This window comes from Novipirellula herctigrandis (assembly GCA_007859835.1).
Taxonomy (GTDB): domain Bacteria; phylum Planctomycetota; class Planctomycetia; order Pirellulales; family Pirellulaceae; genus Novipirellula_A; species Novipirellula_A herctigrandis.
Genome location: SJPJ01000001.1, coordinates 4,133,990 through 4,148,327, shown reverse-complemented (window position 1 = coordinate 4,148,327; position 14,338 = coordinate 4,133,990). Strand labels below are relative to the sequence as shown.

Sequence of the window (14,338 nt, the reverse complement as noted above, 5' to 3'; positions counted from 1 at the left end):
GCGGAACATTAAATCATGCCGGAGACTTCCGAAAACATTCATGGAATCGAGCTTGTGCGTGCTGCATTCCTTGGTGAAAAAACGGCTCGTGCCCCATGGGTTCCTTTTGTCGGTTGCCATGCTGCGGCACTTATTCCTATGCCGACTTCGGATTATCTGCGAAGCACCGAAGCAATGCATAAGGGGTTGAATCTAGCCATCTCGCGGTATCGCCCCGATGGAATCCCCGTTGCTTTCGATCTGCAAATTGAAGCGGAGACGCTGGGTTGTGGACTAAATTGGGCGGAGGAAACTCCTCCATCCGTAAGCTCGCACCCACTTGTCGAAGGAGTGACACTCGGCGAGTTGCAGGTCCCCGATGTTGACGCCGGTCGCATCCCGCTCGTACTTGAAGTAGCACGCCGGCTTCGCGCCGAACATCCTGATCTAGCGTTGTATGGGTTGATCACCGGTCCATTTACTCTTGCGCTACATTTGCTCGGGACCGACATTTTTATGCGGATGTTTGACGACCCTGAAGATGTCGAAAAACTTCTCAGCTTTTGCAGCGACGTTGGTGTTGCAATGTCAAGTTATTACCTCGATGCCGGTTGTGATGTGATCGCCGTCGTTGATCCGATGACGAGCCAAATCGGCCCTGACCAATTTGCCCAATTCGTCACACCATACGCCAAGCCAGTGTTTGATTTTATTCGTGAAAAGGATGCTCTCGGGTCGTTCTTCGTTTGTGGTCATGCACAGCAAAATGTTGAATCAATGTGCAAAACGGGGGCACACAATCTTTGTGTCGATGAGAATATTCCGCTCGATTTTGTTCGCGACGTTAGCCGAAAGCACCATGTTAGTTTCGGCGGAAATCTTCAACTCACCACCGTGTTGCTATTGGGTAAACCCGAAGATGCGGAGAAGAACGCGGTACAGTGTTTGACGATTGGCGAGAACCACGGTTTTGTCTTAGCGCCGGGATGCGACATTGCGTACGACACGCCACCTGAGAATTTGGAGGCGATTGGAAAGCTCGTTATTGATCCCTATCGACAAGAAACGGTCGCGACGTTGGCTGAGACTCGTTCGCTCGATGACATCTTTGACATGTCGCAGTACGGGCTGACCGACAAAGTGATTGTCGACATCATAACACTCGACTCCGAAGCATGTGCCCCATGTCAATATATGGTCGAAGCGGTTCAAAAAATCACGCCCGAATTTGAGGGGATTGTTCAGTGGCGCGAACACAAAATCAAGTATCGGGAAGAGATTGTCTTTATGACCAGTTTGATGGTGAAGAATGTTCCTACCATTTGCATTGATGGCCAAATCACTTTTGTGTCACAAATTCCGCCGCGTGACGAATTGATCGCGGCAATTCAAAAGCGGATCAATCAAAAAATGCGGGATCGAATCCAAAGTCAGCGAGCATCGGTCTATGTGCTCGGCGATACCGAGGAAGCGTGCGAACCGACTCGACAGCAAGTCGATCGCGCGGTCATGGAATTGGGTGCCGACGTGAATGTTTCGGTGGTGACGGATGAGTTTGAAATACGTAGCTTTGGAATTCCACTGTCTCAGACGCCGGCGATTGTAACGGCGAAATACCGAGTTCAATCGACTCGTGAGGTGCCGGAAGTCGCAGTCATTAAGGAATGGATTAAGTCGCTACAATGATTACGATTCCCGTTTATCTGTTAACCGGCTATCTAGGGTCGGGTAAGACGACGCTTCTGAATCACTTGTTGTCTCAGTCCGAATTGAAATCCAAACGCGTAGCGCTGATTATCAATGAATTCGGCAGCCTTGGTGTTGATGGGCAACTGATTGATCATGTGAATGACGGTATTTTTGAACTCAATCGGGGCAGTCTGTTTTGTGCCTGCATTCAAACGGATTTCGAAAAGACGTTGCGACGCATTGCTAGTGAGGTGAAGCCCGAATTGGTGATTGCCGAAGCGACGGGGATTGCCCATACGAGCGATCTTTATAAGTGGCTGGATATTGGAGCAGATGAGCATCGCTTTGAAGTCAGGGCCAACGTTTGCATGGTCGACTTCATGAACTTCACAAAAATCCTTCCCAACTTAAAATCAGCATCGGCACAAGTGACTGCGGCTGACGCGATTTTGATCAACAAGGTCGATTTGGCTCCTTGCCAGGAACACGTGGATCGATTGTCGGAAATATTGTCCGACATGAATCCAAGGGCGGCTCAGTGGCGAACGGTCGAAGGTCAGCTAAAATGGTCGCTGATTGAATCCCTCGAACATCGTGCTTGTCAAACGCCACCGGCTATATCGCCGCCTGAAGAGTTGGCGAGTTGTTCGGTGCCGGGGCGTTTTGTCGATCGTGATCGGTTTTACGATGCTATCGCAAGTGTCCAAGGGAGCCTCTTGCGATTGAAAGGGGTTGTCGATTTTGGGCAAGGGTTGGTGTTGGTCGAGTCGGTCTTCGATTCGCTTTCCGAAAAAACGGCACCCGATACCGTGAAGCGGTTCGGCTTGACGGTGATTGGATGGAATACAACGGCCGAGCATCTAACCAGTGTTTTTTCTAAAGCGTTTAAACCCGTTCCGCCTTCGGCCGAAGGCATTGTTTCGATCACGTTCGGATCGTAGCAATAATCGTTTTATTTACCGACCAAAGAGTTTGTCGATACTTTTTCCAAGTTGTTTTTGCAGGTAGTTCTCGGCGTTACTTTGAACCGCTTGGATTCCCAATTGCGTGACTACTTTGCGAACTCCGGATGAATCAAGGCTAGGCCGTGATAACGTTCCATCGATTGGTAACGTCACGGGTTGGCCAGCCAGTCCTTGCAAATCGCTACCTAACCAGCGAGCGTCCAAGGGCACTTGAGCGTCCAAATCCATTCGGCCATCGAACGATACGTTGCCACTGGTAATCACCGTCGCTCGGTCAATGTCTAAAAATAGCCGTCGGTGAGTGACGACGCCGTGGTCGACCATGAAGTCAACCGTTTGTGCAGGCATGCGAATCAAGGTTGATGATTGATTGGGGGCGGTTTGTGGAAGCGATGCTTGTGAAAGCGCCTTCAATTGCTGTAGGCCACCGATGATTTGGTTTCCTAGTGGCCCCGCATTCATATTGACCGATTCAATATTCAATCGCCCCACCACACGACTTTGTTGGGGGTTGTCGATCACGATGATCGCTTCGTCAAGTTCGGCACCGAGTGTTCCGTCAATGCGCGATGCTTCGGACGCCAATGGTGCGAGATACTTGAGCCATCGATCGGTCATTTCGGGGGTGACGCGGATCGATTCTGCAATCCGTCCCGGTTCCACGCGCATCCAAAGGGGACCCGGTCGGTAGTTGACTTCGCCCGCTAAGTTTAGTCTTCCATCGCCAACGGGAATCGTTGACGGCGAAACGAACACCGTCGTCTCCGTAAGACGAACGGGAACTGTGGAGTGGCCAATTTTGACTCCAGCCACTTCCGCTGAATCCCAGCCCAAATCGCCGGCGACCGTTATCGCGATGTGCCCATCCGACTTTCTATTGACGTTGATTTGAATCGGCGTCTCTTGAATACCTTCGGCAAGGATCGTGGTCCCAGTCAATTGGCTCAGTCGCTTCGCCACTTCGTCCATCTTGATTCTTGCCGGTCCCTTTACGGACAAATCCGTTTGCATTTCATTCCAATTGGCATGCCCCGTCAAACTGCTGGCGAACCAATCCGAAGCAATCTTGATTGAATCGGTGACGACCTCGCCCGCGGTGGGGGCGACCTTTAATACGCCATTGATCTTCAGATTCGGTTCTGACCAAACCACTTGCGCGGCTCCCAGCGGTTGGCCATAGCTGGATGGTCGATTGGGTATTGGTCCCATCATCTGCGAAACCGCACTTGCTTTTGGGGGTTGAACCAGCGCGACGCGTTGTCCATTAAATTCGGTATCGACGTTGTACGATTGGTCGTTTCCCGTGATGATAAAGCGTCCATTGCAATCTCCCATCACCAACCAATCTTCGGTTTTTGGAGGTGGGCCGGTTTGGTAACCGACTTGCGTGATCGTGGCACCTGGTCGTGAGACAATGCGACTTTTGACGCTCCCTTGGATCCGTTCAAGAATTGCTCGCCATGCGATTTCGAGGTCGGTCGACTGTTCGGTTATTTCGCCTTGAACAGCTGCCGAGAACGCATCGCCTGTGACCGTCATGGAGCGGCACTGCATGTCGGAACTCGTCCAATCGTATTCGCCATCGAATTGCATTCTAACATTCGGCTGCGAAAAATAGCGATCTCCGTACGCAACGCGCGGCTGAGTCAATTCAGTGGTAGCTGCGGTCAACCGACCGATGCCCGACGCGACCGACACTTCGGCGCGAGCGTTCATGGTGAAACCACCGTCAATGTCATGCAGGTTTTTCGGCAGCCATGGTCCAAGTGTTCCGGCGAGCGTTTCCAGGCGGCCTTCCCCTTGGATACGAATTGGCAAAGCCGTTTTTGTGGAAGGGTTTCGAATCCCTTGAACCAATTCTGCTCGGATGTTCAAGCCTGCGCTAGACAGTTTTGCATTGGCCACCGACAATAGATCAAGGTTCTGACCGTTCCACGTTCCCACCGCGTCGACGTCGAGTCGCAGCGATGGATGGCGAAGTTGGTTGCCACTCGGAAAGCTCAGCAATAATTCGCGGGCATCGGCAAATCCAACCAATCGCCATTCGTTTTGGCCCGATGAATTCCATTGGATTTTTCCTTGTGCCGATCCGGCAAACGCCGAATCCGAAATGTCGATAATCGGCCGCAGCATGGTGACCAAACGCCCAAAGTCGACATCAATATTGGTCTCGCCACTACGTAAATCTCCGTGTCCCGACGCCGATGCAAAGCTGCTCTTTAGATCAAATCGCTCGGCACGAATTTGGTTTTGATCGCTCGAAACGATCGCGGAAAGATCAATTGGTTCTAGCATCACTGGGCGGCCACTTGAACGCGCTCGAATCGAATCGCTGCGAATACTCAAGCTGCGACGGCGAAGTTCGTGTGACGGTAACGACTCGATCGATGCAATCACTCGGCCTGATACCAATTCCGCTTCTTGTCGAAGTGGCAATACGCCTGGCATTGCTCGTTCGAACGACGCTAAGTCGACTTCCGCCGTCGCGGCACCTTCGAGCGCATCAAGCCATCGAACCGGATTGTCGCTCGCACCGACCAAAGTAATCGATCGGGAAAAAGCACCATTGAGCGTTACGCGTGCAAAGTCCGTTGTTGCCACCAAGCCTTCGCCGATAACTCGATTGCCGAGTATCCGCAAACGGCCATCCAGGGTCGCCAGTTGGTTGTTCCATCGCCGCAAATTCTGAGAGGGGCTTGCAGCAGCCAAGTTGCGAACTTGAAATTGCCGCACGACCGCATCAATGGATCCGTCGACGCTTCCATAAACTTCGATGGCGCCCGTCGCGTCGCCACGCACTTCGGCAGGAATATGATCCGCCAAATCCGTGATGCGACGACGTACCAGAGAGACAACCGAAAGCGGTAGCGAATCGCTAGTCAGATCCAGATGCCATGCGGAATCGTCCGCTTTGTTGCCCGATCCAAATTCAATCGTTCCTTGGAGTGACCCCTCGCTGCCGCGTGGTTCGCTCAAAACTCCACTGAATTTGCTTTGTATGGAAGTCGCCAATAGCTCGACTTCTGTGTTTGCCTGAGATAACGTCCATGTTTGGTCATTGGCCGTCTCTTTGACTCTTACGGTAAGGTCGTGAAGGTTGATTGTGCCTGTGGTCGTTTGGCCGCTACTGGGTTGGTCAAAAAAGTGCTTCAGGTCATCTTCAATCGAGCATCGTCCATTTTGCATTTCGCAAGCAGCATCGACACCGCGCAGCGAGACGGCTCCGAGGTGATTGGTTTCACCTTGAAGCAAATCGAGGATCGTCAATTCGGTGTCGAGCTGCTCGATCGTGACCGTACTGCCTGCTTCGCGTCCGGTAATCGACAAATCGTTGATTCGTAGCGGCGTGATCCACCCAACGCGAAGTGAGCTCGCTGAGGCATCGATGCCAAAACCATCGGCAGTGCTAGCGATGATCGATCGCCCCATCGGTGAATGGCTGACCAAACTCGGGCCGGCTAAAAATAGAAATGCGACTAGTAAAATGCTGCCGAGCATGTAATAACGCCGGCGCCGACTTTGATTTTCGCGGCGGCGCAATGTTTGTTGTTTTTCGGTTCGCTCGATTCGATCGAGGTAGGAATCGTCTGTCTTCACGGAAACATCCTTGCCGCGGACCACACAAATATGAGAAGAGAGGCAAGTGTGGAGTGTAACCAGAAACGACCGGCGAACCCAAGACAGATTTACAGCGGGTTTTGATAGCATCGGCGATGCATATTCTGCTAGATTTGAGGTAGTCACCTCTCGCAGAAGAGGATGACGCCTGCACTCGCGCCAGGATTCCTGGCAACTCATCTGTTTGTGGCGTTGAATTTGAACCGAACTCGCTCTGCCGCTTTGATGACGATTCGTTGGCCGGTCGCATTGCAACTGGTCACGCTCTTTTTAGTGCTACATGCAACCCTTTGGTTCTGGTCCATCGATCCGACCGAGCCGGTTCCGTTGAGAGAAACTGACGCTGCGCTTGCCTTTTTCTCGCTGGGGCTCGCCACCGGTTACACGTTGGTAGCACACGTCATGATCGTCTATGCCACTTGGTACGGCATCAAAGGTTGGCATGGGCTCTTAGCATTACTTGTTATCTTGTTTGGCTTTCTCGGACCCCACGCAGCGGGAGCGCACAACGTGTTCGATTCCTTGATGCAGCATGGCACGAAACGGCTTTACTGGTTCGACGAACTTCTTTTCCAATGGACGCTGACATTTGCGATCGCGATTTCGCTGCGTCCGTTGGTCAATGGCTTCTTGGTGCAATCCAAACACCGTCGCCAAATCGAGCTCGTCGACCTGTTTTGGGTAACGCTTGGCATCGCGATGGCTTGTTTTGGATGGCAGCGTTTGTCACTACAACCACCATCACATTGGGGCGTCATCGTGGCGTTTTCTCAATCACTAACGGCCGCGTCAATGGTGTTGGTGTTTACATGGCAGCGAAAACGATTGGCCATCATTCTATTGGCCATCACATTGGGCGTTTGGATGTTTGCCGCGTCGACGGTCGCCCCGGCAAATGTGTTTCCGGATCCATTTTCGCCATCCCCCGGCGGTCAGATGGGTGGCGGTGGCATGATGTAGTGACAGTTCACGGGGCTACAGTTCACGGGGCTACATTTCAGTGGGCTACATTCGACGAGCGTTGTTTTGCCTGTTGATGGCGTTTGCCGTTTCGTTTGTGAGCGAGCCAGCGACCCGGGCAATTCATTGGAAACAGCCAGAACACCATCACCCAAAAATATCGATTCCAACATCATCGCATTGGGCTCATGCGCGACTGAGTTCGCCCTCGCCCCACAAACTCGGATCTTCCAAGACAGGATATTCGGGGCCGAGTGTCAACGTTTGCCACCCCAATTCACGGTCAATCACTGCGTAATACAAACTGATCCGAGGTTGGTCGACTGGGTCGTATCCCGTGAGTGCTTTGGCAGGAACAAAGCCCGACATTTGATAACCGTCGTGACGAGGGCTTGCGGCGATCTTCAGTGCATCGGGTGCAACCGGTTTCGGATTCGCTCTGGCTCGGTTAATCGGAATCCAGGCCGCGACCGGGGTCTCTCGTTTCGGTCCACCACCAGCCGGCATCCAAAGAAAGCGATGACAAAACTGAGTCGCGCGGTGAATCCCAGGACTGCAACGTGTATCAATCCAGAGGTGGAATCCGTCGCTGTCGTCAAGCCGCGAATCACGGCACCACGGCAATTGACGCTTTCCCGCTACGCTGACTTGAATGCCCAATCCGGATGCGTTCCAAGCCATCCGTACATCTGCGAACACATTTCGATCAGCAAGAGCACCGAACGAAGGCAGACGGCAGCTCTCAGGAAGTGACAAACCTTTGGTGGTCCAAGCCAGATCGTCTTGAGTCAACCGAACTTCGAACCGAAACAAGAACGATGGATCAATTAGCGATTGGGGTTTCGTTTCGTTCAACTTGGGACGCACCTTTGATAGAGCCAACATATTTGACAGCAGCTATAGAATTATCCGTATTGGCTGTTGATGCGAAAGGGCAGCGACAGACAATCGGGCCAGTTTCGATTACATTGAAGAACCGTTGATCCACTCGAAGTTGAGGACCTTTTTTTGCGATTTTTACGCCCGCAAGCCAGCTTGCTAGTTTTTTTTATCGTCTATTGGGGCATTTTAAATGTTCCGCAAGCGTCGGCGGGTATCGTCCCCGAAAATGTGATTGTCGTCGTCAATTCCGGGTCAACCGAATCGAGGACATTGGCTAATTATTATTGTGAACTTCGCGACATTCCAACTGGAAACGTCATCTTTCTAGAGGATGTGCCAAAGCGGTTGACGATTGAATTGGGTGATTTCAAGTCCAAGATTCTGATGCCACTGCTTGAGACGATTGACAAACGCGGGCTTGCCGGGCAAGCAAAGGTGATCGCCTATTCGGCAGGGTTTCCCACTTCGGTGACGGTGAAAGAGCACACCGCTCGGCTCACCGACACGGCGGCAAAGAAGTACCAAAGTGGTACCGCATCGTTAACCGGTTTGACATTCTTTTATCGCTTCATTCTTGCCGACGAAGCGGGCTATTTGGGCTGGGAATCCAACCTCTATGCGCGTGGAACGTTTCAACGAACCTTTCGCAATCCTTTCTCGGGCGAAGAGGCCGAGCAGTACGATAGTGCCATCGAAGGTTTGGAAAGTGACACTGCGAAAGCGTCCGCCGAGTCGCTGAAGGCCCTTTTTGAAACGCATCCAACCCTTACTGCATTGGCGATTAAATCCGCCGAAGCTTACTCTGCCGCCGACGATCCCCAGGCTGCAGCGGAGATGTTGCGAAAAGCGATCGCAGGTGGATGGGATTATGCTCGCTACCTGAAAGAAACCAAACTTCTCTCTGCTCTCATTGAAGACGAGCCAATCGCATCGGCGGTGAAGGCGATGAACGCCGCGCCGCTTAGCATGCAAAGCCCGGTTGGCTTTTCGAGTCTACGTGGATGGATGGCATCCGGTGAAGCGGTTCCCGTCAAAGATGGTGGGATCTCGTTCTTGTTAAGTTGCATGCTTGGTACGGTCCATGCACACGGCAGCACGATCGATCGCGCCGTCGAAGTGCTTCAACGGAGTGCTACCGCCGATCGAACCTATCCGGATGGCGAATACCTATTCACGCTCACGGGCGATGTGCGAACCAAGACAAGGCTTCCGGGGATCGCAAATACGCTGGTTTATCTGAGCAATCAAGGTGAAATGGCAAAGATTGTTCATGGCGCATTACCAAAAGACTCCGTCAATGTGTGTGGACTAATGCTTGGTGTGGCGACGTTTGACTTGCTAACACGTCGGTGGAAATTTGTGCCCGGCGCGATTGCCGATAACTTGACCAGTCATGGGGCCAATTACCACACCGCCTCACAAACTAAGTTGAATGCCCTGCTGCATGCCGGGGCGGCGATGAGTAGTGGCTCCGTTGCAGAGCCCTATTCGCTGCAATTCAAGTTTCCGCATCCGATGATGTATGGATATTATGCGGATGGCGTGACCGCAATCGAAGCGTTTTATTTGTCAATTACCTCGCCGTATCAAACCTTGATCGTCGGCGATCCATTGTGTCAACCGTTTGCTCGTCCACCAATCGATCAAGTCGAGATGGCGATGAAGTCAACGGTTGGCTCTAAGGCTGAGTTGATCAACGTGGTGGGAATTCGGCGGAGCGCGAAAGAAACCGAATCCCCCACCGCTCAGGCTCACCACGCGGAGTTGTTTGTCAATGGGAAACTCGTTCAGGCTGCGCCGGCGCTCGCGAATTACAACCTCCGATTCCCCGACAAACTCTCGGGTGAGTTACAGATCACGTTGGCGGTTGTCGGAAAAGATCCTACCGAGCCGATGATGCGATACGCGAAAACCTTTCGTGCGCCCGGGCGATACGATGCCCCCGTTCTAAAGGTGGAAGTGACCGAAGCGGGAAAAGCCGACGTTTCTGTGTTGTGTAAAGAAGCCCAGTCGGTGGAAATATTCTGTTTTGACCAGTCGCTCGTCATGATCCAAGGCGATAGCGGCACCTCGTCGATCGACCTGAGCAAACTCGGCGACGGCCCGCTCAGGTTGCAAGCCATTGCTAGCTTTGCCGACGTCGACGGCGAAGTGGTTGCAAAAGTGCGAGGCGAGCGAACTGTCATCGAGTAAGTCGGTGACAAAGTAAGTCGGTGACAAAGTAAGTCGGTGGCAAAGTAATCGGTGGCAAAGCTAACGGGGGGGCAAACGAGACGAGTCGATTCCCGGATCTCTCTTGCCGTCGTGGCGAAAAAGATGGCAGACTTGGGCCGGTGCGGCTACTCCGTCCTGATGAAAGACTCTCTAAACGCCAACGGTTCGTGACGTGATGAAACCACTGCTTTCGATTTTGCGAGCGGCTCACTGCCGAAGTACGCATCACTATTTTGCAATCGATGCCCTTCCCCTTGTTCAAACCGACAGCGGCCAACGATTATCGAACCTACTGCTTCAGCACCATGACCGATATTTAACGGGCGCAAAAGACCCCGATACTCGGTTCCGTGATTTTCAAAACCATGTCGTCCATGTGAACGATGGCTATTGGGGCGGCGCCCCGAGAGTGGCTCATCAATGGTATGACCGACTGATGAAATACCTGCGAACGGATCGCTTCCGCGACGCGGCTCATGCGGCTGGCGTACTTAGTCATTACTTCACGGACCCGATGATGCCGCTGCACACGGCCCAATGCGAACGTGAAAAGGTGTTGCATCGACCGATTGAATGGAGCGTCACAAAATCGTACCACTCGATCTATCAAAATTGGGTCGATGATGAGCTTCGAGTCGTTTTCCAGATGTCGGACCATCCCGGATGGCTCGGAGAAGCCATTTTGCATGGAGCCCGTTTTGCCAACCGAAAGTACCAATTCTTGATTGATCACTATCGATTGGATGAGGGCGTGAAAGACCCGCAGGCCGGTTTTGACCATGACACCCATGCGATGCTCAGCGAGCTTTTTGGATTGGCGATTACGGGGTGGGCTCGCGTGCTCGAGCGAGCCTCGCTCGATGCGGAGTCGCTTCGTGCAAAGCCTTTGCCCACTGGATCACTAACACTGCCGATGCTGATGTCGACGATCAAGGTGCCAACTCGTTTGTGGCTTCGCCGAATTGAATCGAAAGTTCAAAAGATCAAGATTGAAAAGCTATTTGGTGAGTACCAACGCACCGGCGACGTTCGCGAGCATTTGCCTAGTGATGTTGATGTGGTTCACCGTGTAGTCAAGGTGCACCGCGACGAGCTTCGTTGGAAGGCCCAACGCAAGCGGCAATTGGAGTCGACGGAAACGAAGATTGCCGTGACGGCGGCGGATTCCGACAATCCGTTTGCAGATGTCGATCCGTTTGCAGATGTCGATGTCGACGCGTCCGAAGCGGCCCAGACCACCGGCACTTCGGTGCGATATGATGAGCGCGGGAATCCTGTGTCGATTGCGATGAATCGCCCATCGCCGCAGCTTGGAAGTCTTTCGCGGCGAGATGCGTTGGTCGATGCCCCGTCGATTGGCCCCAAAACGGCTGCTCGATTCGAGGCGATCGGGATCCACTTGGTCGGTGAGTTTCTCGACGCGTCTGCCGAAGTGGTTGCCAAGCAGCTTGCGACCTATTGGATTACTGACGAAACCGTCGCATTATGGCAAACGCAGACGACGCTGATGTGCGAGGTCCCTGGTTTGCGAGCCCGCGATGTGCAAATGTTGGCTGGCGCAGGTTGTCGAAATGCTGCGGATTTGGCAAAGTGCGACATCAGTTTCTTGCATCAAGAGGTGCTTCGCTATTCCACCACCTCGGCGGGACGGCGTTACCTGCGCGGAGCCAAAGCCCCCAGTCGTGCGGAAATAGCTAAATGGATACGAAGCATTTCCAATATCGCACCGGTGCACGAAGTCCGACGCTCGGCGTAGGATTGCACTGTAAGGTATTGCACGAAACGGGATTGCAGGAAAGGGCTGACATCTGTCGCTGCTCTTAGGGGGACTTCCAGTCGTGCTATTCTATTGCATGATGTTTTTTTCTTCATCATTGGAGTGACCGATAGATGCGAGCGTTCGAAGCAACCCAAATCTTTTTTGATGCCGCGGCAGAGCACTTGAAAATTGACCCTGCCATGCGTGAAGCGTTGCTGATGCCGAATCGCGAAATCCAAGTCCAAGTTTCGATCGAAATGGACAATGGGCAATTAGCCAACTTCGTTGGTTTCCGCGTTCAGCATGATAGCGCGCGTGGGCCGATGAAAGGTGGTTTGCGATTTCATCCAAAAGTAGACCTCGACGAAGTACGTTCGCTTGCCTGTTTGATGACTTGGAAAACGGCTGTGGTGAATCTGCCCTATGGTGGTGCAAAGGGCGGGATCGGAGTGGATCCTACTCGGCTATCCGAACGAGAAATCGAACGATTAACGCGTGCCTTTGTGGACCAAATTCATGATGTCGTAGGTCCTGATTCTGACATTCCTGCTCCTGACATGGGGACCGATCATCTGGTGATGTCTTGGTTTCGCAATCAATGGGAAAAGTATCACGGGTTCAATCCCGCTGTGATTACCGGAAAGCCGGTCGAAGAATACGGAGCACGCGGGCGAGAAGAAGCAACCGGTCGTGGCGTCGGAACATTGACCGTCAAACTCGTTCGTCGGCTTGGGATGAAACCGGAAGCCACAAACATTGCCATCCAAGGATTCGGAAATGTGGGAACACATGCAGCAAAATTTCTAAGCGAAGCTCAATTTCCAATCGTCGCGGTCAGCGACGTCACCGGTACCTATTACAATCCGGAGGGATTGGAGGTGCGGGAATTGTTGCGTCACACGATGAAACACCCCAAGGGGTTCATCGAAGGTTTTGAGCCATGCGAGGTACTTCCGCGGGATGCGTTGCTAAACCTCGAGGACGTTTCGGTCTTGATTCCGGCAGCGCTTGGAGGCGTGATCACCGAAGAAAATGTTGACGATATTCGTGCCAAGGTGATCATCGAAGCTGCGAATGGCCCGATTTTGCCGCAAGCAGACATCGTGCTACAGGAGCGTGGTGTGATCGTACTGCCCGATATCCTAGCCAATGCAGGCGGAGTAACGGTCAGCTATTTTGAGTGGGTTCAAAACCGTCAGCATTACCGTTGGTCACTCGATCGGGTCCGCCAGGAACTTGACCACACGATGAATGAAGCGTTTGAAACAATATGGGAAACTGCGAAAAAACACAATGTTTCGTTGCGGACGGCCGCCTACATGATTGGCATCGCGCGGGTGCATCGGGCGACCGAGTTGGCGGGAATGATTTGATAGCCGTGGGCGGATGAGTCGTTTTGGAATTACCTCAATCGATTGTTCGATGATACAATAACCGAGCGGCGTTTCCTTTTCGTGCCGCGATTCCACCAACCGCAATCAGATCAACAACCGCAATCAGATCACCATGCCGTCCAAAGATCCAAGTTCCCCGTTAAGAGATTCGGCGTTCATGTCGAATGGGGTGACGCATGCTTTCTCGATGGTTGATTTGTCCGACGAGGAACTTTGTCAACAAATCACAAAGGTGCCCGCTAGCGAATCGGACGAAGAGTTAACCAAAATTCAAGTCCTTGGTGCGAGCGGCCAGCATGCTGCGATGATGCGATTAAATCATCCGGTTCGTATCCATGTTGAAGGGCATTTAGGCGACTACTCTTTCGCCTACAACCGCCAAGCCGACATTCGGCTGAGTGGTAACGCGGGGCACGGAGTGGCTGAGGGGATGAGTAGCGGCGCGGTGCGAATTAGCGGCAATGCGGGTGCGGGGGCGGGCGTTGCAATGACCGGTGGCACACTTGCAATCTTCGGTTTGGCCGGTGACCGATGTGGTGCGGGGATGCGTTCAGGCAGTATCTTCGTGCGTGGTAATGTAGGGGACGAAGCAGGCGTCGGTGCACTCGGAGGAATGATCGTAATCGGTGGCGATGCAGGCAGCCGGCTGGGTGACGCAATGAACAATGTGACAGTCTTCATTCGAGGCAATGTCAAGAGTTTGGCCGATGGTGTCACCGAAGCCCCGCTGCGAAAACGAGAAGAGCTGCGTTTGGGGTTGCTGCTGATTAACGCATCGATTCGTGGCGATGCGAAGGAGTTTCGACGAATCGTTCCCGAAGCAATGTTGCGAGCCGAAGCAACGCAGCGCGGCGAAGTGGTGCCCAATTGGCGTTAAA

At 52.8% G+C, this 14,338-nt stretch carries 9 protein-coding genes; 7 read left to right on the top strand and 2 right to left on the bottom strand.

Annotated features, from left to right (window positions below; all coding sequences use genetic code 11):
• Positions 1-15 precede the first annotated feature (15 nt).
• A complete protein-coding gene (locus CA13_RS15395) occupies positions 16-1,665 on the top strand; it encodes a uroporphyrinogen decarboxylase family protein (RefSeq protein WP_146398062.1) in 1,650 nt (549 codons plus the stop codon).
• On the top strand, positions 1,662-2,609 hold the full coding sequence (locus CA13_RS15390; protein WP_146398060.1) for a CobW family GTP-binding protein: 948 nt from the start codon (positions 1,662-1,664) through the stop codon (positions 2,607-2,609). Before CA13_RS15395 ends, CA13_RS15390 begins: the two co-directional genes overlap by 4 nt.
• Positions 2,610-2,624: 15 nt before the next feature.
• On the opposite strand, the gene CA13_RS15385 is transcribed toward CA13_RS15390, so the two are convergent.
• Positions 2,625-6,230, bottom strand: coding sequence for a hypothetical protein (locus CA13_RS15385; protein WP_146398058.1), 3,606 nt, complete (start codon positions 6,228-6,230; stop codon positions 2,625-2,627).
• Positions 6,231-6,392: 162 nt separating this feature from the next.
• Here CA13_RS15385 and CA13_RS15380 point away from each other — a divergent pair, with 162 nt between their 5' ends.
• Positions 6,393-7,211 carry a hypothetical protein gene (locus tag CA13_RS15380; protein ID WP_146398056.1) on the top strand — a complete coding sequence of 273 codons (819 nt, stop codon included), beginning with the start codon at positions 6,393-6,395 and terminating at the stop codon, positions 7,209-7,211.
• 186 nt (positions 7,212-7,397) lie between these two features.
• Here CA13_RS15380 and CA13_RS15375 read toward each other — a convergent pair whose 3' ends face one another.
• On the bottom strand, positions 7,398-8,096 hold the full coding sequence (locus CA13_RS15375; RefSeq protein WP_419194399.1) for a DOMON domain-containing protein: 699 nt from the start codon (positions 8,094-8,096) through the stop codon (positions 7,398-7,400).
• 123 nt (positions 8,097-8,219) lie between these two features.
• On the opposite strand from CA13_RS15375, the gene CA13_RS15370 reads away from it, so the two are divergent.
• The 4 genes from CA13_RS15370 to CA13_RS15355 all read left to right on the top strand — a co-directional run bounded on the left by CA13_RS15370 (position 8,220) and on the right by CA13_RS15355 (position 14,337).
• Positions 8,220-10,286 (top strand): hypothetical protein, encoded by a 2,067-nt coding sequence (locus CA13_RS15370; protein ID WP_146398054.1) that lies wholly within the window; start codon positions 8,220-8,222, stop codon positions 10,284-10,286.
• Positions 10,287-10,482: 196 nt separating this feature from the next.
• Positions 10,483-12,063: a DUF4332 domain-containing protein gene (locus CA13_RS15365; protein WP_146398052.1), complete on the top strand. Its 1,581-nt coding sequence runs from the start codon at positions 10,483-10,485 to the stop codon at positions 12,061-12,063.
• 134 nt (positions 12,064-12,197) lie between these two features.
• Positions 12,198-13,439: a Glu/Leu/Phe/Val family dehydrogenase gene (locus CA13_RS15360; protein ID WP_146398050.1), complete on the top strand. Its 1,242-nt coding sequence runs from the start codon at positions 12,198-12,200 to the stop codon at positions 13,437-13,439.
• Positions 13,440-13,572: 133 nt separating this feature from the next.
• Entirely contained in the window at positions 13,573-14,337 is a 765-nt protein-coding gene (locus CA13_RS15355) for a tributyrin esterase (RefSeq protein WP_419194398.1), read from the top strand.
• The last annotated feature ends 1 nt before the right edge of the window (position 14,338 follow it).

Excerpts from the sequence above, each read along its gene's own strand:
- CA13_RS15395 (WP_146398062.1), top strand. The coding sequence starts at position 16 with ATGCCGGAGACTTCCGAAAACATTCATGGAATCGAGCTTGTGCGTGCT.
- CA13_RS15380 (WP_146398056.1), top strand. The coding sequence starts at position 6,393 with ATGACGCCTGCACTCGCGCCAGGATTCCTGGCAACTCATCTGTTTGTG.
- CA13_RS15390 (WP_146398060.1), top strand. The coding sequence starts at position 1,662 with ATGATTACGATTCCCGTTTATCTGTTAACCGGCTATCTAGGGTCGGGT.
- CA13_RS15365 (WP_146398052.1), top strand. The coding sequence starts at position 10,483 with ATGAAACCACTGCTTTCGATTTTGCGAGCGGCTCACTGCCGAAGTACG.
- CA13_RS15360 (WP_146398050.1), top strand. The coding sequence starts at position 12,198 with ATGCGAGCGTTCGAAGCAACCCAAATCTTTTTTGATGCCGCGGCAGAG.
- CA13_RS15355 (WP_419194398.1), top strand. The coding sequence starts at position 13,573 with ATGCCGTCCAAAGATCCAAGTTCCCCGTTAAGAGATTCGGCGTTCATG.
- CA13_RS15375 (WP_419194399.1), bottom strand. The coding sequence starts at position 8,096 with ATGTTGGCTCTATCAAAGGTGCGTCCCAAGTTGAACGAAACGAAACCC.